This window comes from Bombilactobacillus bombi (genome assembly GCF_013607485.1).
Lineage (GTDB): Bacteria > Bacillota > Bacilli > Lactobacillales > Lactobacillaceae > Bombilactobacillus > Bombilactobacillus bombi_A.
The window spans coordinates 1-21,624 of record NZ_SCHP01000009.1; the positions used below are offsets into that span (position 1 = coordinate 1).

At 35.5% G+C, this 21,624-nt stretch carries 21 protein-coding genes; 4 read left to right on the forward strand and 17 right to left on the reverse strand.

The annotated features are described in order from the left end of the window. From EQ827_RS03585 to EQ827_RS03635, 11 genes are all read right to left on the reverse strand, one after another. A partial coding sequence (locus EQ827_RS03585) for a SepM family pheromone-processing serine protease (RefSeq protein ID WP_181189616.1) occupies nucleotides 1–803 on the reverse strand: 803 nt, incomplete at its 3' end. Beyond that, complete coding sequence (gene coaD / locus EQ827_RS03590; RefSeq protein ID WP_181189617.1) at nucleotides 800–1,294, reverse strand: pantetheine-phosphate adenylyltransferase; 495 nt, start codon at nucleotides 1,292–1,294, stop codon at nucleotides 800–802. The genes coaD and EQ827_RS03585, both read right to left, overlap by 4 nt. Continuing rightward, nucleotides 1,294–1,854: a 16S rRNA (guanine(966)-N(2))-methyltransferase RsmD gene (gene rsmD / locus EQ827_RS03595; RefSeq protein ID WP_181189618.1), complete on the reverse strand. Its 561-nt coding sequence runs from the start codon at nucleotides 1,852–1,854 to the stop codon at nucleotides 1,294–1,296. Before rsmD ends, coaD begins: the two co-directional genes overlap by 1 nt. Beyond that, nucleotides 1,851–2,129, reverse strand: a complete 279-nt coding sequence (locus EQ827_RS03600; RefSeq protein ID WP_181189619.1) for a YlbG family protein — start codon at nucleotides 2,127–2,129, stop codon at nucleotides 1,851–1,853. Before EQ827_RS03600 ends, rsmD begins: the two co-directional genes overlap by 4 nt. A gap of 13 nt (nucleotides 2,130–2,142) precedes the next feature. After that, nucleotides 2,143–3,324, reverse strand: coding sequence for an FtsW/RodA/SpoVE family cell cycle protein (locus EQ827_RS03605; protein ID WP_181189620.1), 1,182 nt, complete (start codon nucleotides 3,322–3,324; stop codon nucleotides 2,143–2,145). Between the two features lie 104 nt (nucleotides 3,325–3,428). Continuing rightward, entirely contained in the window at nucleotides 3,429–5,273 is a 1,845-nt protein-coding gene (gene typA, locus EQ827_RS03610) for a translational GTPase TypA (protein ID WP_181189621.1), read from the reverse strand. Between the two features lie 73 nt (nucleotides 5,274–5,346). Next, nucleotides 5,347–6,123, reverse strand: coding sequence for an inositol monophosphatase family protein (locus EQ827_RS03615; protein ID WP_181189622.1), 777 nt, complete (start codon nucleotides 6,121–6,123; stop codon nucleotides 5,347–5,349). Nucleotides 6,124–6,231: 108 nt separating this feature from the next. After that, nucleotides 6,232–7,656 carry a dihydrolipoyl dehydrogenase gene (lpdA, locus tag EQ827_RS03620; protein WP_181189623.1) on the reverse strand — a complete coding sequence of 475 codons (1,425 nt, stop codon included), beginning with the start codon at nucleotides 7,654–7,656 and terminating at the stop codon, nucleotides 6,232–6,234. Between the two features lie 6 nt (nucleotides 7,657–7,662). Next, nucleotides 7,663–8,937: a 2-oxo acid dehydrogenase subunit E2 gene (locus EQ827_RS03625; protein ID WP_181189624.1), complete on the reverse strand. Its 1,275-nt coding sequence runs from the start codon at nucleotides 8,935–8,937 to the stop codon at nucleotides 7,663–7,665. A gap of 22 nt (nucleotides 8,938–8,959) precedes the next feature. Continuing rightward, the gene (locus EQ827_RS03630; protein ID WP_181189625.1) at nucleotides 8,960–9,937 is read right to left on the reverse strand and encodes an alpha-ketoacid dehydrogenase subunit beta; all 978 of its coding nucleotides are present in this window, start codon (nucleotides 9,935–9,937) and stop codon (nucleotides 8,960–8,962) included. A 1-nt stretch (nucleotide 9,938) separates the two neighbouring features. Beyond that, nucleotides 9,939–11,039, reverse strand: coding sequence for a thiamine pyrophosphate-dependent dehydrogenase E1 component subunit alpha (locus EQ827_RS03635; RefSeq protein ID WP_181189626.1), 1,101 nt, complete (start codon nucleotides 11,037–11,039; stop codon nucleotides 9,939–9,941). Between the two features lie 276 nt (nucleotides 11,040–11,315). On the opposite strand from EQ827_RS03635, the gene def reads away from it, so the two are divergent. The 4 genes from def (at nucleotide 11,316) to EQ827_RS03655 (ending at nucleotide 15,103) form a co-directional block, all read left to right on the forward strand. Continuing rightward, nucleotides 11,316–11,897, forward strand: coding sequence for a peptide deformylase (gene def, locus EQ827_RS03640; protein ID WP_181189627.1), 582 nt, complete (start codon nucleotides 11,316–11,318; stop codon nucleotides 11,895–11,897). A gap of 122 nt (nucleotides 11,898–12,019) precedes the next feature. Continuing rightward, nucleotides 12,020–12,241, forward strand: a complete 222-nt coding sequence (locus EQ827_RS03645; RefSeq protein WP_181189628.1) for a DNA-directed RNA polymerase subunit epsilon — start codon at nucleotides 12,020–12,022, stop codon at nucleotides 12,239–12,241. 4 nt (nucleotides 12,242–12,245) lie between these two features. After that, complete coding sequence (gene rnjA, locus EQ827_RS03650) at nucleotides 12,246–13,949, forward strand: ribonuclease J1 (protein WP_181189629.1); 1,704 nt, start codon at nucleotides 12,246–12,248, stop codon at nucleotides 13,947–13,949. 218 nt (nucleotides 13,950–14,167) lie between these two features. Then, nucleotides 14,168–15,103, forward strand: coding sequence for a diacylglycerol/lipid kinase family protein (locus tag EQ827_RS03655; RefSeq protein WP_181189630.1), 936 nt, complete (start codon nucleotides 14,168–14,170; stop codon nucleotides 15,101–15,103). A gap of 3 nt (nucleotides 15,104–15,106) precedes the next feature. On the opposite strand, the gene recD2 is transcribed toward EQ827_RS03655, so the two are convergent. The 6 genes from recD2 to EQ827_RS03685 all read right to left on the reverse strand — a co-directional run bounded on the left by recD2 (nucleotide 15,107) and on the right by EQ827_RS03685 (nucleotide 21,614). Next, a complete protein-coding gene (gene recD2 / locus EQ827_RS03660) occupies nucleotides 15,107–17,482 on the reverse strand; it encodes an SF1B family DNA helicase RecD2 (RefSeq protein WP_309109333.1) in 2,376 nt (791 codons plus the stop codon). A 1-nt stretch (nucleotide 17,483) separates the two neighbouring features. Continuing rightward, complete coding sequence (locus tag EQ827_RS03665) at nucleotides 17,484–18,149, reverse strand: tetratricopeptide repeat protein (RefSeq protein ID WP_181189632.1); 666 nt, start codon at nucleotides 18,147–18,149, stop codon at nucleotides 17,484–17,486. Nucleotides 18,150–18,161: 12 nt separating this feature from the next. Further along, nucleotides 18,162–18,824, reverse strand: coding sequence for a histidine phosphatase family protein (locus EQ827_RS03670; protein WP_181189633.1), 663 nt, complete (start codon nucleotides 18,822–18,824; stop codon nucleotides 18,162–18,164). 172 nt (nucleotides 18,825–18,996) lie between these two features. Beyond that, nucleotides 18,997–20,115, reverse strand: a complete 1,119-nt coding sequence (mnmA, locus tag EQ827_RS03675; RefSeq protein ID WP_373563505.1) for a tRNA 2-thiouridine(34) synthase MnmA — start codon at nucleotides 20,113–20,115, stop codon at nucleotides 18,997–18,999. Nucleotides 20,116–20,123: 8 nt separating this feature from the next. After that, the gene (locus EQ827_RS03680) at nucleotides 20,124–20,459 is read right to left on the reverse strand and encodes a cysteine desulfurase (protein ID WP_181189634.1); all 336 of its coding nucleotides are present in this window, start codon (nucleotides 20,457–20,459) and stop codon (nucleotides 20,124–20,126) included. A gap of 15 nt (nucleotides 20,460–20,474) precedes the next feature. Then, nucleotides 20,475–21,614, reverse strand: coding sequence for a cysteine desulfurase family protein (locus EQ827_RS03685; protein ID WP_181189662.1), 1,140 nt, complete (start codon nucleotides 21,612–21,614; stop codon nucleotides 20,475–20,477). Between the last annotated feature and the right edge of the window lie 10 nt (nucleotides 21,615–21,624).

Consider the following 21,624-nt stretch of genomic DNA (forward strand, 5'->3'; position numbering starts at 1 on the left):
ATTTTACCATGTGGTGAAATTGTTCCAGTTCCAGCAATAATTCGGCCCTTGGTCAAGTTTTGGTGTGTCAACTGGGTATAGATTTGTAAACTAAACATTAAACCAGCCGACGGGCCGCCAATATCACCCGCATTAATTTTAACGTTAGGCTGCGTATGAACTTGAACATGATCCACCAAACTAATTCCTAAGCCAGGTTTTTTCTTTTTGTTCATGGCCATTAAGCGTTGACGAGTTTGATAAGTATGCTGATGTCGCTGATATTTTACATTCACATGCTGATTAACCTTTTGAGACTTAACGTAATTGATAAAAGATTGCGAACTTAAAAACCGATGACCGTCAATTTCTGAAACTACATCACCTACTTGTAAATGATTTTTAAAATGTGAATGCTTCAAAATCGACATGACATAAATACCGAGATATTTTTTTTGATAAGGCCGCTGTGCTTTCTTAAAGGCTGCCTCGATAGCGTTATTGCTAGCATTTTCCATAAAATAATTCTGCATTTGCAGATATTCTTTAGTATTGTCTCCACCCATAACTTCTTGACGGGAATCAATTTCTCTAAAGGGATCCACAGCAGCTCTAATCATTGATAAGGGAGTTGCTGAAGATAATTCTACTGTAGTAAATAAAAATTTACCTGAACGCTGATCATGCTGATGATCGACGGTAATTGTGTCAGCTGTCGGCTGGGCTGTTCCTGGAGCTTCAATAAAATAAGGCAGCGGTAAAAAAATAAATAATAAAACAGCAATAACACTTAAACTAATGACTAACTTACGATGTTTTTTCATGATTTTGTTCCTAATTTCTGACGCAAGGCTGATTGAACCACTTCTGGGACCCAATCAGTTACTTGGCCGCCATATTTTACTACTTCTTTGATCATACTAGAAGCAACGTACATATACTGAGGCTGAGAAACCAAATAAACAATTTCTAAATGTTGATTTTGTTGACGATTAATTTGCTGCATTGAGATTTCATAATTTAAATCAGCAGCACTTCTTAATCCCCGTACTAACCATTGGGCATTTAAACTTTGGGCAACATCAGCTACTAATTGGTTATCCGCTACTTTAACCTGAACATTCTGACAGGCAAGCTGCTGCAAAGCATTGTTTAGTAATTCTTGTTTTTCTCTGAAAGTAAATAAGTAATGCTTGCTAGTGTTATTCATAATAACTACATATAATCGATCAAATAATTTACTAGACCGTTGAATAATATCTAAATGTCCATTCGTCACCGGGTCAAAACTGCCAGCATAAATTCCAATTTTCATTATTCATCACCTTCGTATTGCCAAATTTCTACATAAGTTTGACCATATTTTTTGGCCGCTAGTACTGCACAGTCATTACGGCGTTGATCAGCTAAGCTATAATCAGTTTCTAGTAAAATTAAAGCCGGGCTATTTAAAAGATTTTGCTCAATAAATTTTTGAACTATTACGGGAGTAATCTTTTGGGCATAAGGAGGATCTAAAATTAATAAATCAAATTGAAGCTTCTTTTCGCTAAAATGTTGTAAAGCATGTGCGGCTGAAATGGGTAGGATATTAAAAGCATCTTCTTGATGGGTTTTTTGAACATTAGTTTTTATTGCGGCAATTGCAGCACGATTTTTATCAACTAAATACATTTGCAAAACGCCTCTCGAAACAGCCTCAATACCTAAAGCTCCACTACCGGAAAACAAATCTACGCCGATTTTAACATTCTCTAAATAGGGGCTTAAAATATTGAACATTGCTTCTTTAACTTTTGCCGCTGTCGGGCGTGTATTGCGGCCATTTACAGTAGTTAAAGCTAATCCTCTTAAATCACCTGCTACTACTCTCATTCATTGGCCCCCGCTTTTTTATTTCCCTGTTGCAATAAGTTACTTTCACTGTAGTCAGTACGCAAATCTTGACGATGGGAAATTTCTACTTGTTTAACAAAGGATAATTTAGAAATTTGGGCAATTTTTTCTTCAGTCTGAGCTGTATTAACATATAAAATAACATAATTCATTCTAAAAGAAACATAGATTATGGTACCAAATCTCCGCAATTTTTTACTTAAACGGCCATTTGTTAACCAAACTATCAGTTCTTGACGCGGTATAAATTCCATAATTTCCCCCGTTTTAATGACTAAATTTTTGGGGCAGACGGATATTAATAGAAACATTAAGCATTATGCCCATACAAGCACTTAAAACCAAGATACTTGAACCACCATAACTAATGAACGGCAAAGTCACCCCAGTAATAGGGAGTACTCCTAATACTCCCCCAACATTAAATACTGATTGTACAAATAAAATTGTTGCAATACCATAGCTGAGTAAAGATAAATATGCTGATTGGGATTGTAACCCCAGATAAACTATACGTGCAATTAAAACAAATAATAATCCTAAAATAATAATAACACCAAAGATGCCTAATTCTTCACACGCAATGGCCAAAATAAAGTCCGTATATGGCTCCGGTAAATAACCAAGCTTTTGAATACTATTACCCAATCCTCGTCCCCAAAGGCCGCCATTATTGATGGCGTAATACGAATTAACTAATTGAGATCCCCCAGCCTTTTCTAATTGAAAAGGATGATAAAAAGACAGCAAACGCCGCATTTGATAAGATGAGGAACTTTGACCTGTTAATGACATATTTTTAAACCAAAAATAACCGGACACAAAAATTGCAAGCAAAACTATTACAATTCCAAAAACATATTTCAAATCCATTCCAGAGGCAAAAGCCAATATCAACATAATTGCTGCCAAAGATGCCGCTCCACCTAAATCGGGCTGTCCTAAAGTCATAAACACAAATATACTAGTTAAGAATAAGGGCATAATTATTTCCATCATTGATTCTCGAAAACTTAGCTGCCTAATACGCAATAAACGCTGACTATATACTTGTGCTAAATATAAAACCAAAGCTAGTTTAGCTAGTTCTAGAGGTTGAATATTGAATGGACCTAAGTGTATCCAAGCTGCCGCTCCATTTACTGCTGTTGAGGGTTTTAAGTGTTTTAATAACAATAGCCATAATAACGCCATAAATACTGAAATCAAAAAAATCTGGATAAAAGGAGTTGAGCGTAAATATTTAATTTTTAAGAGATAAAAAAAACCGCATAACAATAAACCAATTATTACAAATAATAATTGTCGTTTTAAATAAGTAGTACTTTTTAATCCTTGTAGGATGGCAGCATTAGAACTAGCAGAATAAACTAAAACAATGCCGATTGCTGCTAATAGTAGAAAAGGGATAAAAATCCAATAGTCAATGTTTTTCAACTTAGCTTTCAAGACCAATGCTCCAATCCTTTATTAATGATTTTAATTATAGCATTGAATCCTTATTTTAGATAAAGCAAAACCGTTAAAATCTCTTTTAACGGTTTTATCTTAAACTATTCTTGTTTGCCCATTTTACGTTTTTTATCAGCTTTACGACGCTCATTAGTATTTAAAATTTTCTTACGTAAGCGAACGCTCTTAGGGGTAACTTCACAATACTCAGTTTCGTTCAAAAATTCAATTGATTGCTCTAGAGACATAGTACGTGGGGTTCTAATAGCAGCTGCATGATCTTTACCAGATGCCCGAGTGTTAGTAAGATTTTTTCCCTTAGTAACGTTAACGGCAATATCTTGGTCCCGACTACTTTCGCCGACAATCATACCTTCATAGACATCAACACCAGCGCCAATAAACAGCTGTCCACGGTCTTCAACAGATTGTAGACTATATGTGGTAGATGTTCCTTGATTAATTGATACTAGAGCACCAGAACGCCGTCCAGGCTCCCAATTTTTAATTACTGGCAAATATTGTTCAAAGGTATGATTCATAATACCATAACCACCAGTCTGTGACATGAATTCAGAAGAATAACCAATTAGTCCTCTTGATGGTGTCAAAAATACCAAACGAGTCTGGCCATTACCAGTACTCTCCATATTCTTCATTTCACCCTTGCGCTGAGCCATGGAATCAATAATTGAACCAACATATTCATCCGGAGTATCAATTTGAACTGATTCAAAAGGCTCACAAATCTTACCATCTATTTCTTGATAAATAACTTCTGGACGTGAAAGTTGTAACTCAAAGCCTTCACGACGCATTTCTTCTACCAGAATAGACAAATGTAATTCACCACGACCAGAAACAATCCATGCACCGGCCATACCAGCATCTTCAACCCGTAATGAAACATCTGTTTGCAATTGCTGTTCCAAACGATCTTGAATTTTGCGCGCTGTTACTTTGTCACCTTCACGGCCTGCAAATGGAGAATCATTTTGCAAAAATGTCATTCTCAAGGTCGGTGGATCAATTCTTAAAATTGGTAAAGCTTCCGGATGATCAACCGGCGCCACAGTTTCACCAACAAAAATATCTTCCATACCAGAAAGCCCAATTAAGTCTCCTGCCTTAGCTTCTTGTATTTCAACCCTTTTTAAGCCAAAGAAACCAAACATTTTCGTAACTCGAAAGTTTTGCTTAGAACCATCTAGTTTTAAAACAGAAACTTGATCGCCAATTTTGATTTTGCCGCGGAAAACACGACCGATACCAACTCGACCTACATAGTCGTTATAGTCCAACATAGCAACTTGAAATTGTAAAGGCTCATCGCTATTATCAATAGGAGCAGGGATTGTCTTGACAATAGTATCAAAAATTGGGTCCATTGTGTGTTTTTGAGTAGCAGGATCTTCATCGTAACTAGAAGTGCCATTAACCGCTGAAGCAAAAACAACTGGAAAATCTAATTGATCTTCATCAGCACCTAAATCAATAAACAAGTTTAAGACTTCATCTACAACTTCAGATGGACGGGCACCGTCACGATCAATTTTATTAATTACTACGATTGGTGTTAAATGTTGATCTAAAGCCTTTTTTAATACAAAGCGTGTCTGTGGCATAGTACCTTCGTAAGCATCAACAACCAAAAGTACTCCATCCACCATCTTCATAATTCGTTCTACTTCACCACCAAAATCAGCATGTCCAGGTGTATCTAGAATGTTAATTTTAGTACCCTTATAATCAACGGCAGTATTCTTTGATAAAATAGTAATTCCACGTTCTTTTTCAATCGCGTTAGAATCTAATGCACGATCACCAATTTCCATATGCTCAGGAAGAGTATCAGACTGTTTCAAAAGTTCATTAACTAAAGTAGTTTTACCATGATCAACGTGGGCTATAATAGCGATATTGCGTATATCTTCTCTTATTTTCAATATTTTGCTTCCTTCCGTGCAATTCTTTCTCGGATTTGTGTATAAAAAAGCTGTGATTGGTTGCAATCACAGCCTACTTAACTCTGGAAATCACATCCAGCGCTTGTTGTGTAGCGCACCTCGTTCCGACAATTACAAGTTGTGATTTTAACATATTTATGGGTGCGCCGTCAATAGGAGTGACATCAATTCCAATTGCTTTACCTATTGCTCTTCCAGCAGCTAAATCCCAAGGCTTGAATTTACCAACATATAAATGTTCTTTTCCAGTTAACAACCTGGTAAAAACAATACCTGCACTTCCAAAAATTCTCAGACCACTGCTATTACTGACCAAATCTTGGTATGTGACAGCATCATTTTGCAACAATCTGTTACTAATAGTAATTAAAACTTTATTTAGTGGCAAATCATCTAACTTTTTTAAAGGCTGCTGGTCAATAAATGCGCCGATTTCTGGACCACCATAATAAATTTTATCTTGCATCACATCAACAATTGCGCCAAAAATTGGTTGTGCATCTTCATACACACCAATCATGGAAGCAAATTGATCGTGACATTTAACAAAATTCATCGTGCCATCTATTGGGTCAACAAAAAACACTAATCCCTTTAAATTCTGAGGATGATTGCCATAACCCTCCTCACTAACAATTTGTGCCTGTGGAAAATGTTCTTTCAAAAAGCGCACTACAGTTTTTTCGATTGAAATATCCCTGTCGGTCACTAAATCATTACGATTAGTCTTGGTATTAACTTGTTCAAAATGATAATTTTGACGTAATTGATTTTTAACCGTTATCAAAACAGTTAGTATCTGTTGCTTAATTTCATTTAAATTTGTCATTTATTGAACCCTCAATTTTATATTCATAAGCTTATCACTTACATTATAACGTTGATAGTTCTTAGAACAAAAAAATCGACGAAAAGTCGTCAATTTTAAAAAATATTTTTAAATATGAGTAGGATAACCAATTAAAATATCAGCAGCTTCTTGAATTGGCTCGCCTAGCGTTGGATGTGGATGGATAGTTAATGCAATATCTTCTTCATTTAGTTGACAATTTACTGCCAAACTTAACTCAGATATCAAATCACTAGCATTGGGTCCAACAACCTGTCCTCCCAAAATAGTACCTGTCTTTTTGTCAGAAATCAGCTTTACAAAGCCATCTGTACTATCAACTGAAACTGCACGTGCATTACCAGCAAATGGGAATTTACCCACTTTAATGTCCAATTTTTGTTCTTTAGCTTCAGTTTCAGTTATACCGACACTAGCCATTTCCGGATCATTAAAACATACTGAAGGTACACCAAGATAATCATTAGCAGTCTTTTTACCAGCAATTGCTCCTGCCGCAGTCTTTGCTTGGAAGAATGCCTTATGAGCTAATGCTGGTCCAGCAGTAATATCACCAACAGCAAAAATATTCTTAACTGAAGTACGTCCTTGCTCGTCTGTTTCAACTAATCCGCGGTCAGTTAATTTAACATCTGTCATTTCCAAACCAAAATTATCAGTATTTGGTTTACGACCAACAGAAACCATTACGTAATCGGATTTAATACTGTATGATTTACCGTCAACTTCATAGGTAACATCAACGCTATCACCATTATCTTGTGCATTTTTAGCCATCGCATTTGTAACAATTGTAATATTTTTTTGTTTTAAATGCTTTTCAACGATGGAAACCATGCTCCGCTCAAAGTTTGGAATAATTTGAGAACTACCTTCTAAAATAGTTACATGTGAACCTAAATCAGCAAATGCACCTGCTAATTCTGTACCAATATAACCACCACCAACTATTACCAAATCTTTTGGTAGTTCTTTAATATTTAAAAGCCCTGTAGAATCAATAATGCGTCCGCCAAATTTAAAACCTTTAATTTCAATTGGACGACTACCAGTAGCCAAAATCAAATTATTAAACTTAATTGTATGACCGCCGCCATTATCCATGAATTGACGGGGACCAGGATCCATTACCCGTAATTGATTATTGTTATCTAAGAATGCCTCACCATAAATTACTTCTACTTTATGTTTCTTTAAGAGCATCTTGACACCATTAGTCATTCTTTGGATAACGCTAGTATCTTTCCATTCTTGAAGTTTATCAAAATCTAATGAAATATTGCCTGTACTAATTCCATAAAGCTCTGAATGTTCTGCGTGACGTAAACGGTGACCAGCTTGAATAAGTGCTTTAGACGGAACACAGCCAACATTTAAACAAACACCACCAACATTTTTGTCCTTCTCAATAACAGTAACTTTCTGTCCTAATTCAGCAGCTCTAATTGCGGCTACATAGCCACCGGGGCCAGCACCGATAATCACTGTATCTTTTTCTTCAACTTCAGCCATCTTCAATTAACCCTCCATCAACAACATATCTGGATCATGTAACAATTCATTTAATTTGTTCAAGGCACGTTGTGCTAAAGCACCATCAATTAAACGATGATCATAACTCATTGACAATTTCAACATATTGCCAACCTTGATTGTACCATCTTCTGCTACATAAGGTTCTTTAGCAATTTTTCCCATACCTAAAATGGCAACTTCTGGTTGATTAATAACTGGTGTAAACCAGCCACCACCAATAGAACCAACATTACTGATAGTGATGGAACCACCACGCATTGAAGCTGCGCTTAACTTATTATCATAAGCAGCTTGTGAATTTTCAGTAATTTCTTTGGCAATTTCGAAGAGACCTTTAGCATCAGCATTTTTAATGTTAGGTACGTATAAACCATGATCTGTATCTGTTGCAATACCAATATTATAGTAATGCTTATAAACAATTTCATTAGTAGTGGAGTCAATTGAAGCGTTAAACTCTGGGAATTCTTTCAAAACTGCTACAATGGCTTTAACTAAATATGGCAAGAAAGTTAATTTAATGCCACGGTCTGCAGCAATTTGTTTATATTTCTTTCGATTAGCCATTAAGGCTGAAACTTCAACTTCGTCAAAGCTCGTAACATGCGGAGTAATCTTTTTGCTTTCAGACATAGCCTTTGCAATAACCTTACGAGTCATGCTCATCTTTTCACGTGTTTCTAATTCTGGTGTATCAGATTTGTAAGGAGCAATTGGAGTTGCAGCAGGTTCACTAACACTAGCTGCTGGAGCTACATTTGTTGCTGGAGCTGCAGCAACATTAAAGTTATCAACATCTGCTTTAGTGATTTGCCCGTGTTTTCCACTTGGAGCAACTTGTGATAAATCAATACCTTTATCACGTGCATATTGACGTACAGATGGCATTGCCAAATAGTCTTTGTTTGCACTGCCAGTTGCTGGAGCTGGAGCTGTTGCTGATTTATTATCATCTTTAGCAGAAGACTCTTTAGTGTCATTTGCTGCAGTATCTTCAGCATCGTCATCTGTATCAGCAGATCCATCATCGATGACAACTAAGGTATCACCTATTTCAACAGTATCGCCTTCTTGGGCAACGATTTTTTGTACCTTACCAGACACAGGAGATGGTAATTCAGAAACTGACTTATCATTTTGAATTTCAACTAAAGAATCATCTTCTTTAATTTCATCGCCTTCTTTAACCAGCCAATTAGCAACTTCACCTTCAGCCATTCCTTCGCCAAGTTCTGGTAACTTAAATTTAAACGCCATAATTCTTTCTTCCCTTCAAATATTAGTAGTTAATAATTTCTTTAACTTTTTCAACAATTTCTGCTTTTCTTGGAATCCAAACTTCCTCAGCTTGTGCAAATGGATATACACTATCTGGAGCAGCTACACGTCCAACAGGAGCATCTAAGGAAAGAATAGCATCTTCGGCAATTGCAGAAGCAACTTGTGCGCCAACACCAGCCATTTTTTGAGCTTCTTGTACAATAACTACCTTATGAGTTTTTTCAATAGATTTGAAAATCGTTTCAGTATCAATTGGAGAAACAGTCCGTAAATCAATTACTTCACAAGAAATATTATCTTTAGCTAACTCTTCTGCTGCTTTTTGAGCTTCTTGTACTTGAGCTCCATAAGCAACAATCGTAATATCATTGCCTTCTTGGACAACATTAGCCTTATCTAGCGGAACAGTATACTTTTCATCAGGAATATCATCTTTAACTGAACGATAGAGCTTAAGGTTTTCTAAGAATAAAACTGGATCATTATTTTCAATTGAAGAAATCAAAAGGCCTTTAGCATCGTAAGGATTACTTGGCATAACTACACGTAATCCTGGAATACCAGTAAAGAAGTTTTCTAAATTATCTGAATGCATTTCAGCAGTATGAGTTCCGCCACCATAAGGAGTTCTAATGGTGATAGGACTAGTTTTTTTGCCATTAAAGCGGAAGCGCATCCGTGCCATTTGACCAGCAATAGAATCTACAGCTTCAAAAGTAAAGCCCATAAATTGAATTTCTGGAATTGGACGCCAGCCTGTTAAACCCAATCCAATTGCTAGACCCATGATTCCAGATTCAGCTAATGGGGTGTCAAAAACTCGATCTTCACCATATTTTTCCTGTAAACCTTGAGTAGTTCTAAAAACACCGCCATTTTTGCCGACATCTTCACCAAAAATCAAAGTTTTCGGATCTTCTTTTAACATGATGTCTAAAGCATCAGTAATTGCTTGAATATAACTTTTCTTTGTCATGTTATTTAGACTCCTTTTCTTCAAATTCTGCAATTTCAGCTTTTAATTCTGGTGTTGGTACTTCAAAAGTGCGTTTCAACATATCAGAAACTTTTTCAGGTTCAACAGCATCCGCTTCTTTAATAGCTTCCTTGAAAGAGTTTTTATATTCTTCAACTAACTTATCTTCTTGTTCTTGCGACCATAAATTCTTATCAGTCAAAATCTTACGCATTCTAATTAGTGGATCTCGATCTAACCAAGGTTGTTGCTCTTCTTTAGTCCGATAACGACTTGGATCATCACCGGCTGAAGAATGAGCACCATAACGGTTAGTTAATGTTTCAATCATAACAGGACCATTACCTGCTAAGATATACTCACGAGCAGCTTTAGCAACAGAATAGCAAGCTAAGATATCCATACCATCAACTTGCACGCTTGGAATACCTGCAGCAATAGCTTTTTGTGTTAAAGCCACAGCAGCTGTTTGCTTTTTACGAGGTGTAGAAATAGCATAACCATTATTTTGGACAATGAATAAAGCTGGTAACTGGTAAGCTCCAGCAAAGTTCATACCTTCATAAGAATCACCCTGAGAAGTACCACCATCACCAGTATAAGTGAATGCAATAGCATCTTCACCATTTTTCTTTAATCCCATCGCTACTCCAGCAGTTTCCAAGTATGCAGCACCAATAATAATTTGGGGCATCAATGCTCGAGCTGAAAATTCGTTTCCACGAACATGTCCACGAGACCACCAGTATGCTTCTGTAACAGTTGCACCATGTTGAATTAATTGGGGAATATCACGATAGGCAGGAAGTAAATAATCTTGCTTTTCCATTGCCATTACGGTACCCATTTCAGTTGCTTCTTCGCCAGCAGTAGGTGCATAAAAGCCCATCCGTCCTTGACGAGAAAAATTCATGGTTTGTTCATGTAATGCACGTTCCCAAACCATTTTTTTCATAAATTCTACTAATTGATCATCACTAAAACTCTTGAAAACATCTTGGTCAATGATTTTTGCATTTTCATCAACTACTTGAATCTGTTTCGGTAAATCTGACAAATCTTCTTTGATTTTTGCAAAATCAACTATTGACTTACTTGCCATTTTATTCATTCCTTTCACAATATCCCTTGTTTTATCTGTAAAGGTTTCCAGTACTTAGTTTATCATGTTTTGGATTTATCTCAAGTAAAAAAAAAGTAAAATTTTGTGAATTTTATAGCAAGAGCTCTATATCAACTTTTATAAAAGAAATTTTGTAAGAAATTATTTTTCAAAAAAGTAAATAAAAAAGTAAATAAAATTGTAGTTTATTCGACAACACATTATCGCTATAATAAAATGATAGAAAAAATATTATTAAAGAAGGAATTTGTTAAAATGTACATGATGAAAGATATTGTTCGTGATGGGGATCCCGTATTAAGAAAAATTGCTAAGCCAGTTACTTTTCCTTTAAGTGAAACAGATAAAAAATTAGCTGCAGATATGATGGAATATTTAATCAATAGTCAAAATCCCGAATTTGCTGAAAAGCATCACCTTAGAGCTGGAGTGGGTCTTGCTGCACCGCAAGTTGGTATTTCTAAGCAAATGGCTGCAGTTTTGGTTCCTGCAGAAGATGATGAATCTAATACTGACAAAAAAACGACTGATAAATATTCATTAAAATTAGTTTTAATTAACCCAGTTATTATTTCCAATTCCGTTCAAAAAGCTCAATTATTTGAAGGTGAAGGATGTCTATCAGTAGATAAGGACATCCCCGGATATGTTCCCCGTAGTGCAAGAATTACTGTACGCTATCAAGATTTTTCAGGTAATAAACAGACTATTCGTATTAAAAACTATCCCGCTATTGTATGTCAACATGAGATTGATCATTTACAAGGACATCTTTTCTATGATCGTATTAATAAAAAAGAGCCATTTGCAGCTGAATCTGACGTTATTTTTGTTTAGTTGATTTTGTGTTTATATACTTTAAGAAATGGATGTGGTACCATTTAATTAATTGTTATATTGACCGTTTTTGTGATAAAAATAATAATTATTATTACTATATTATTAAAGGAGGAATTTTTTTGATTTATAAAGTACTATATCAAAAAGACCGGATTCAAAATCCCCGTCGCGAAACAACCGAGACCTTGTATACGCAAGCTGATTCAGCAATAAAAGTTCGTGAAGCAATCGAAAACAAAACTAATTTTAATGTGGAATCTATTGAGGAATTATCAGGTAATTATCTAGAATATGAAAAAAAGAGTCCTAATTACAAGCTTACGGACTTAGCGGAGCTATAATTTAATGACTCTGAAAATCAAAAAAAATGAAGTAGCTGTTTTCGCAATTGGTGGTCTCGGCGAAATTGGCAAAAATATGTACGTCATTCAGTATCAAGATGAAATTGTAGTAGTTGATGCAGGCATTAAGTTCCCTGAAGATGATTTATTAGGAATTGACTATGTCATTTCAGATTATCAATATTTAATTCAAAATCAAGAACACATTAAGGGACTTTTTATTACCCACGGTCACGAAGATCATATTGGTGGAATCCCTTTTTTACTGCAAAAAATCCCCAATATTCCGATTTATGCTGGTCCTTTAGCAACAGCCTTAATTAAAGGCAAACTGGAAGAACATGGGCTGCTTAATTCAACTGAAATGCATGTTTTACACGAAAGTGATTTGGTTAAATTTCAACATTTGAGTGTAGAATTCTTTCGCACAACACACTCTATTCCAGATACTTTAGGTATAGCTGTGCATACGCCACAGGGTACTATTGTCCAAACTGGTGATTACAAATTCGATTTTACTCCTGTTGGCAACCAGCCAGCTCCTAACCTTCAAAAGATGGCTCAATTAGGCTCTAAAGGTGTTTTATTACTGCTGTCTGATAGCACCAATGCTGAAATTCCCACATTTTCTAAATCCGAGCGCTTTGTTGGAAATACGATTCATCAAATAGTGGAAAGAATTGATGGTCGCATAATCTTTGCAACGTTTGCTTCCAATCTTTATCGTGTTTCTCAAGCAATAGATGCAGCTATGGAAGATGGGCGTAAGGTCGCAGTTTTTGGTCGCAGTATGGAGCAAACTATTGCGAATGGAAGAGAGTTAGGCTATTTAAATATACCAGATAGTGAAATTGTCGATGCTTCGGAGATTAACAAACTCCCTGCTAATAAGGTGTTATTATTATGTACTGGTTCGCAGGGCGAGCCGATGGCGGCTTTAAGTCGAATTGCTAATGGTACACATCGGCAAATTGCAATACAGCCAGGAGATACGGTGATTTTTTCCTCTAACCCTATTCCTGGAAATACAATTAGTGTCAATCATTTAATTAATGCACTAGAAGAAGCTGGTGCCAATGTTATTCATGGAAAAGTTAATAATATTCACGCATCAGGACATGGTGGACAAGAAGAACAAAAATTGATGTTACGTTTAATCCAGCCAAAATATTTCATGCCTATTCACGGTGAATATCGGATGCTGAAAATTCATACAGGATTAGCGCAATTATGTGGTGTTCCTAAAGAAAATACCTTTATTTTTGATAATGGTGATGTCTTAGCTTTAACATCTAATAGTGCTCGCAAAGCAGGACATGTGCCCGCTGGTGATGTATATATAGACAGCAATGGTATTGACGACATCAGTAATATTGTTATTCACGATCGGCAAGTTCTTTCCGAAGAAGGTCTTGTTATCGTCGTAGCCACAATTGATTATTACAAGGGGTTAGTATTATCTGGCCCAGACATTCTTTCACGTGGATTTGTTTATATGCGCGAATCAAGTAATTTAATCAATCAGGCTCAAAAAAGAACTTTTCATGTTATTAAAAACTTTCTAGATCAACAAGATACTAAACAAATTAATCGCTCTACTGAAAGTACTTTGAAACGTGATATCATTGATGATTTACAGGAATTTTTATATCGCAAAACTGAGCGTCACCCGGTTATTTTGCCAATGATTATCTCTACTAAAGTATAATTAAGGATTTAATAACGGTCATCTCAAACAATAAAAAAGCAGGAGTTGAAACAATTTATTGTTTCAACTCCTGTTTTTTTAGATTATAGTTGTTTATTATAAATAATTTCCTCATAGTAAATAAAGTAAATAAAAAAGTAAAATGCCAAATATATTTTTACTAGCCTAAGTCCAAAAATAACTTTTTAATTAAACTTCTCAAAACAACGGAGAACAATATGAACAAATATCCCGCATTTACAATTGTTATCAATCGTCATGCTGCTAGTGGGCGCTCACGTTATAGCCTTAGAGTTGTTACTAAACAACTAAAAAATAGACACTTAACTTATAGAATATGTTCAACTCCTAAAGATGGTGCTGAACAGTTATTGTGTGATCTCATCAATAATCAGGAATTAAAATACAGTATTCCTTTAATTATGGGGGGTGATGGCACCTTAAATCAAGCAATTAATGGCATAAAAAAATCATCATACCCTCAGACAGCTCTAGCATATATTCCAGCTGGTTCAGGCAATGACTTTGCTAATGCCCTAAATATTCCTCAACATCAAGAAGTGCGTGCCTTACAGCAAATCATCGATGCAGTTATTCCTCAAACAATTAATTTAGGGAAAATTCAATTTCAAAATCAAGTACGTTTTTTTATTAATAATATTGGTATTGGTCTTGATGCCAATATGGTTCATTATGCTAATAAATCAACATTAAAAATAATTTTTAACCACTTGCATTTGAGTAAACTTATCTATATTTCCCAATTAAGTAAGGGACTAAAGCAACATCCCTTTCAGGCAAATTTGACAATTGGCCAACAACAGTTGGCTTTTAATAATATTATTGCCTGTATTGTTAGTAACCATCCTTATATAGGAAGTGGAGTGCCCATTTTACCGACAGCTAGTGCATTTGAAAACAATCTTGATTTTATCTTAGTTGATAAGCTCAATTTCCAACAAGTTACTAAACTAGCTTATCAACTTTTTACAAGTGGTAAGCATTTACAAAGTCCCTTAGTTCACCATTATCAACTACATCAATTTACTATTAAAACTAATCCCCAGCAATATGGGCAAATTGATGGAGAAGATTTAGGAAATCAAGTTTTTGACTTAAAATTTTCCACTGCCCGCCAACAGTTTTGGTTATAAAAACTAGTCAGTTTCCGACATAAAATCTTGCGGTTTTAGGCCGTCCATTCCAATTAGTGGGTCAATTTCCTGGTTACGAATTGCTTCTAATGTCAAAGTCTGCTCAACATTTGAGATAGTTGTTGTCTCTTGAAGTGCAAATACTTCTTGTAGACGTTTTTTTAATAAAGTATTTCGGCGACCTGAATCATCATTAATTGCCCGTTCATAAGCACTCCGATTTCCCAACATAATTAGCTTAGACTTGGCTCGCGTAATCGCTGTATATAAAAGATTACGTTTCAACATCCGATTATGTTGATTAACCAGCACCAAAATAACTAAATCAAACTCGCTTCCTTGGGCCTTATGAATCGAAGTACAATAAGCTAAAGTTATATTATTGAGATCAGCTTTATGATAGTCGACTTGCTGTCCATCAAAATCTAAATGAATAAGATCTCCCTGACCCTTGTCTGCTGGCGGCAACAATTTAGCCGGGGTAATTCCGATAATTGTCCCAATTTCGCCATTAAAAACGTTGGCCTCCACATTATTCACTAAATGAACAATTTTGTCGCCAATTCGATATTCTATATCACCAAATGTAATGGTTTTACTGCGTTGCTGCAGCGGATTTAAAGTGTCTTGGAGAATATGATTGAGATTATCAATCCCAGCTGGGCCACGATACATAGGGGCTAAAACTTGCAATTTATCTAAGGTAAAACCTTTTTGTTCACTTTTCACTACAATTTGCCGCAACACATCGCTTACCTGTTGTGAACTACATTCGATGAAACTGCGATCAGGATAATTACGAAATAAATTATCATCAATTTCACCAAGATTCACTTGATGTGCTAATTCGATAATCGTAGAGTCTTTATCCTGGCGGTAAATTTTATTTAATTTAATAGTTTTAAAAGCCTGGCTGGAAATTAAGTCTGAGAAAACTTGACCTGGGCCAACAGAGGGTAATTGATCCTGATCCCCTACTAAAATAACTTGCATTCCTAAGGGTATCGCCGTTACTAACAGTTTAAATAATTCTGTATCTACCATGGAAGTTTCATCAATGATTAGTAACTTACCCGCAATATAGTCCAGTTCTAAATTAGATAATTCCTCTTGGCCAGTTAAACCTAATAAACGATGAATTGTACTAGCTGGCAAATTAGTACTTTCAAATAAATGTTTAGCAGCCCGACCAGTTGGAGCTGCTAAACGTATTGGAAATGGATCATCTTGATAATCGTGGGTATCCAAGGAATATTCATGCAATTTAGCATAAGCAGCAACTAAACCATTGATAATGGTCGTTTTACCAGTTCCAGGCCCTCCAGTCAATAAAAAAACAGAGCTATTAATACCTTGATAAATAGCTTCAATCTGATTTTTATCATATTTGATGTGCAAATCAGATTCTATTTTTCGTAAAATTGTCTGAACTTGTTTGTGAGTATAGTGTGGTGGAGTAAAGTTATCTACTATAACCTTCAATTGGCGGGCAATCAACCACTCATCTTCATATAGATACCTTGGAAAATAACGTTGCTGTTCGTATTTAATTTTTCCAGTATCAATCAGAGTACTTAAAGTTTTCAGTAATACTTCTTCGGTAATATTTTGTTTGCGTGTCGCATTAAGCATTTGTAAAGTTTGCTGCAGTAATTCATCTTGGTGTACATATGTATCACCCGTAGCATTAATCAAAACACTTAATACTTGCAATAACCCTGCTTCAATTCGTTGTGGATAATCGAATGAGAGTCCAAAATTCTCTGCTAAATTGTCAGCACGCTTAAAGCCGACCCCCTTAATATCACGAACAAGTTGATAAGGATTTTGGTGAATAATCTGGATTGTTTCTCCACCGTACTGATGGTAAATCTTAAAAGCCATTTTATTACCAAAACCCCAGCGATTTAACTTTAAAATAACTTCTTCAGTTTGATATGTTGCAGCAATTTGTTCAAGTACAACTTTTTTCTTATTGGCCTGCAAGTGCAGCTGATCAAGCGCCTCAGGTTGTTGAACTAAAATCTCAATGGCATTATCTCCTAATACATCAACAATTTTTTTTGCAGTTTTAACTCCAATGCCAGGAAAATCAGTACCTGAAAAATAAGCTATTAAACTTTTACGATCAGTCGGACTATTTTTTTGATAATGCTCACATTTAAACTGCTGTCCATACTTAGGATGATCTACCACTTGTCCAAAAAATTTATAATTTTGCGTCTCATCTAGTTCATCAAAGTTACCTGTCACAACAATTTCATGGTCTGCCCAAGAAAAGGAAGTTTCTTGAACGCTGATCATCATAATCTTGAAATAATCTTCAGGTTTTTCAAAAAAAATTGCTTGTACTTTACCAATTACAAATTTTTCTGCCACTTTAGGAATCATCCTTTGACTGCATTTTAATATAGCGCTCAATTTCAGCTAACTGTTGCTGATGTTTCTGAAAATATGTTGAATCCATACTCTGTGCCTGTTGAAAATGCTGACGAAATTGCTTTTTGTCTAAAACCATTTCCATTAATGCCAGTTTAAAATATCCCGCAGCTGAAGGCTGAACTTTAATTGATTGTTGATAATAATCTGCAGCCTTTGAAAATTGTTTTAATCGTAAAAAAATATCTCCTACTAATACATAATTATCATTCAAATTGGGGTTTTTATCGATGGCAGTCAAGGCATAGGCTAAAGCTTGAGCCACTTGCTTTTGCTGTAATAATTGTTTGGCAATTAAATAATAAATATCTGAACTTAACTTAGGGTTAGTGATATTTTTTAATATTTTTTGAGACTGTTCAAATTTGCCAGCTTCAAAATATATTACCGCTAAATTATAATCCAATTCTTGAATACCAGGAAAAAGTTGCTTAGCTTTCAATAATAATTCTTCTGCTTGGGTAAAATCACCACCTGCAGTTAAATAGCTTGATAATTGTAAAAACCAATCAATATGATGCATATCTTTTTGCAATTTTTGGGCTAATAACTTAACAGCCGCCTGCTTTTGTCCCTGTTTATATAATTCATCTGCTTGTAATTCCATGATATCACCAACTTATATTGTATCAGTTTGATCAGTTTTGCGATGCAAAAAGCTAATATCATTCCACTTGATTAATTGAAAACTTTGTCCACGATCATAAGTATCAACAGTAGTCAGACTTGTATTAGCCAGTCCACCATTTTTACGTAATTGTGATAAAGGAACATTTAATAGGCTCTTAATCATAGCTACCGAAGCAGCTCCATGACTTACAATTATAAAAGTCTTTTGCTCAGCTTCTGACGGCGCAGCTAAACCCTTGATAAAATTAGTGGTACGTTGAATAACCGCAGCAAAACTTTCACCTTGAATAATTTTTTCATCATACTTACTAGGATCATGCCGAAAAGCCCAAATAAGTTGAGGATATTTATTCTCCATTAATGAAAATTTTTGTCCTTCCATTAGACCTAAGTTAAATTCACGTAAAGCATCACTAGTTGACAAGGGTATTTGTCCACCAAGCGCTTCATCTAAGGCTTGAGCCGTTAGATAAGCCCTTTTAATGGGGCTTGTATAAATATGATCAATTTGTTGATCAACTAAAGTCTGTGCTAGATATCTAATATCACGATAGCTTTCAGGTAACAGCGCTGAATCACCATTTGCTCCTTGATAACGTCCTTCTAAATTCCATTGCGTTTTACCATGTCTCACAAAATAAAATCTTGTCATTATCTTTACCTCTGCTTCAATGTTTTTATTATCGTTTATTGCTGTTTAATATTCAAGATATTATCTTCATTAACAACACATAACCTTCTAAGTAAACAACAAAAATTAGGAGAAGAGTATCCCACTCTCACTCCTAATTACTTTGTAAACCTAATAAGCCGATTATAAAACATTAAACATATTGTAATTGCTGTTTTTTACTATACGCCGCGTTAATTGTAGCTCCACCTAGGCACTCTTGTCCTTGATAAAAAACAACTTCTTGTCCGGGTGTAATAGCACGTACAGGTTCATCAAAATCTACATGTACTTGACCATGATCCAATAATTGAACCGTCACGCCGGTGTCTTTTTGGCGATAACGGAATTTAGCCGTACAATGAAACTTAGACTCTGGCATTGGTACAATAAAAGAGATATCTGAAGCTTCCAAACTATTTGCATACAGCAAAGGATTGTCAAAGCCTTGATCGACATATAAAATGTTTTTCTTTAAATCCTTGCCTACTACAAACCAAGGATCATTAGAAGTACTATTGCCGCCCAAACCTAAACCAGAGCGCTGACCAATTGTATAATACATTAACCCAGCATGGCTGCCCATTTCTTGACCATCAGGTGTTAACATTTTTCCGGGCTGTGCTGGTAAAAATTCACTTAAAAATTTGCGAAAATTACGTTCGCCAATAAAACAAACTCCAGTAGAATCTTTTTTCTTAGCTGTCGCTAAACCCGCTTGTTCAGCAATCTGGCGTACTTGAGGTTTTTGTAAGTGGCCAATAGGAAAAATAGATTTTTGCAATTGCTCTTGGTTGACAGTACTTAGAAAATAGGTTTGATCTTTGTTAGCATCAGCACCACGCAGTAAATGCACTAATCCTGACTGATCACGCTCAATTTGAGCATAATGCCCCATAGCAATATAGTCAGCGTCCAATTTTAGAGCGTAATCTAAAAATGCCCTAAATTTAATTTCTTTATTACACATAACATCTGGATTAGGGGTTCGGCCTTTTTTATATTCATCTAAGAAATATTCAAATACCCGGTTCCAATATTCCTTTTCAAAATTAACGGAATAATAAGGAATACCTATTTGTTGAGCTACCTTAGCAACATCTTCATAATCTTCAGTTGCGGTACAAACCCCGGAATCATCGGTATCATCCCAGTTTTTCATAAATAAACCAATTACATCATAACCCTGTTGCTTTAATAACAAGGCCGAAACTGAGGAGTCAACACCGCCGCTCATACCAACAACTACACGCTTTTTAACCACTTGTTTCACCTTTTCTTTTACACTGCAGCTAATATCTGCCGCTCAATAAGATTTTGTATAGCATAATTATATTGTTTAATAACTTCTTGATTATCTTTTAATTTAAAAATATTAATAACATGCATTCCGCTATCATCAGTTGTATCCATGCTCAAATTTTTTAAGTCTTTCATAATCTTAATTTTTAATTTATAGCTTTCCTCATAAGGAGAATTGCCACTGATTGGCTGTTCTAAGCGAAAATTGCCATTACGAGATTGTTGAAAGCCAACATCGGTTAGCGAATATACCTTAATTTGTGGATTAATACGATATTTTTGCTTATCACCTTGAACACCAGCAACTGCTGCCATCTTTTTCACCTCCACTCAATTTCGCACAATTTGCGTTAAGGCTTGAACAAAATTGAGTATATCATCTTTTTGATTAAATTTGTTAAAACTAATCCTGATCGATTCATTAATCCGTGGAGTTTGCGCACCAAACATGGCTTGTAAAACATGTGATGGTTCTAAACTACCTGCTGTGCAGGCAGAACCCCCTGAAATCACAAAACCTGCCAAGTCTAATTTGATTTGTAAAATTGAGGTGGGAATACCCTTAATCCAGAGATTTAAAATGTTTGGAACTGCTTGACTAATGTCAGGTCCATTAATCTCAAAATCAACATTTTGCTGTGCTAATTGCGAAATTAATAGCTGCTTATATTGTAATAACCGCTTATTATTAGCTAACTTTGACTTTGCATCATTCAACTTTACAGCTTCAGCAAAACCAGCGATAGCAGGTATATTTTCTGTCCCAGCGCGTCGCTTTGTTTCTTGATCTCCACCGCGAATCAATGGCGGAATTTTCAGTCCTTGACGTTCGTATAAAAATCCTAACATTTTGGGACCATTAATTTTATGGGCTGAAGTAGTTAATAAATCCACTTGTAAATCATTAACATCAATACTTTGACTGCCATAGCCCTGAACAGCATCTGTATGAAAAATAGCTTGGTGATGCTGTAAGAGCTGTCCGATTTTCTTTAATGGATTAATTGCTCCTACTTCATTATTTACCATCATCACTGAAACTAAGATAGTATCTGATCTTAAAGAATTTTTAAAGTCATCGAGATTAATTTGTCCCTGTTTATCAACTGGTAAATAAGTAACCTCAAAGCCCAAACTTTCCAGATATTTTAAAGGCTTTAATACAGCTTCATGTTCAATACTTGTGCTGATAATATGTTTACCTAAATGCTGTTGCGCCAAGGCTGTCGAAATAATGGCATTATTATCACCTTCACTACCACCACTAGTAAAAATAATTTCAGACGGTTGGGCTTTGATACTTTGAGCTATTATTAAGCGCGCCTGATCTAAAATACCTCGTGCCTGCCGGCCAAAATAATTAGGGGTGGACGCATTGCCAAAGGTGTCTTGCATGGTTTTTGTTATTGTATCTATTACTTCAGGAGCCATAGGTGTAGTGGCCGCATTATCCAAATATACATGTTTCAACATATCACCC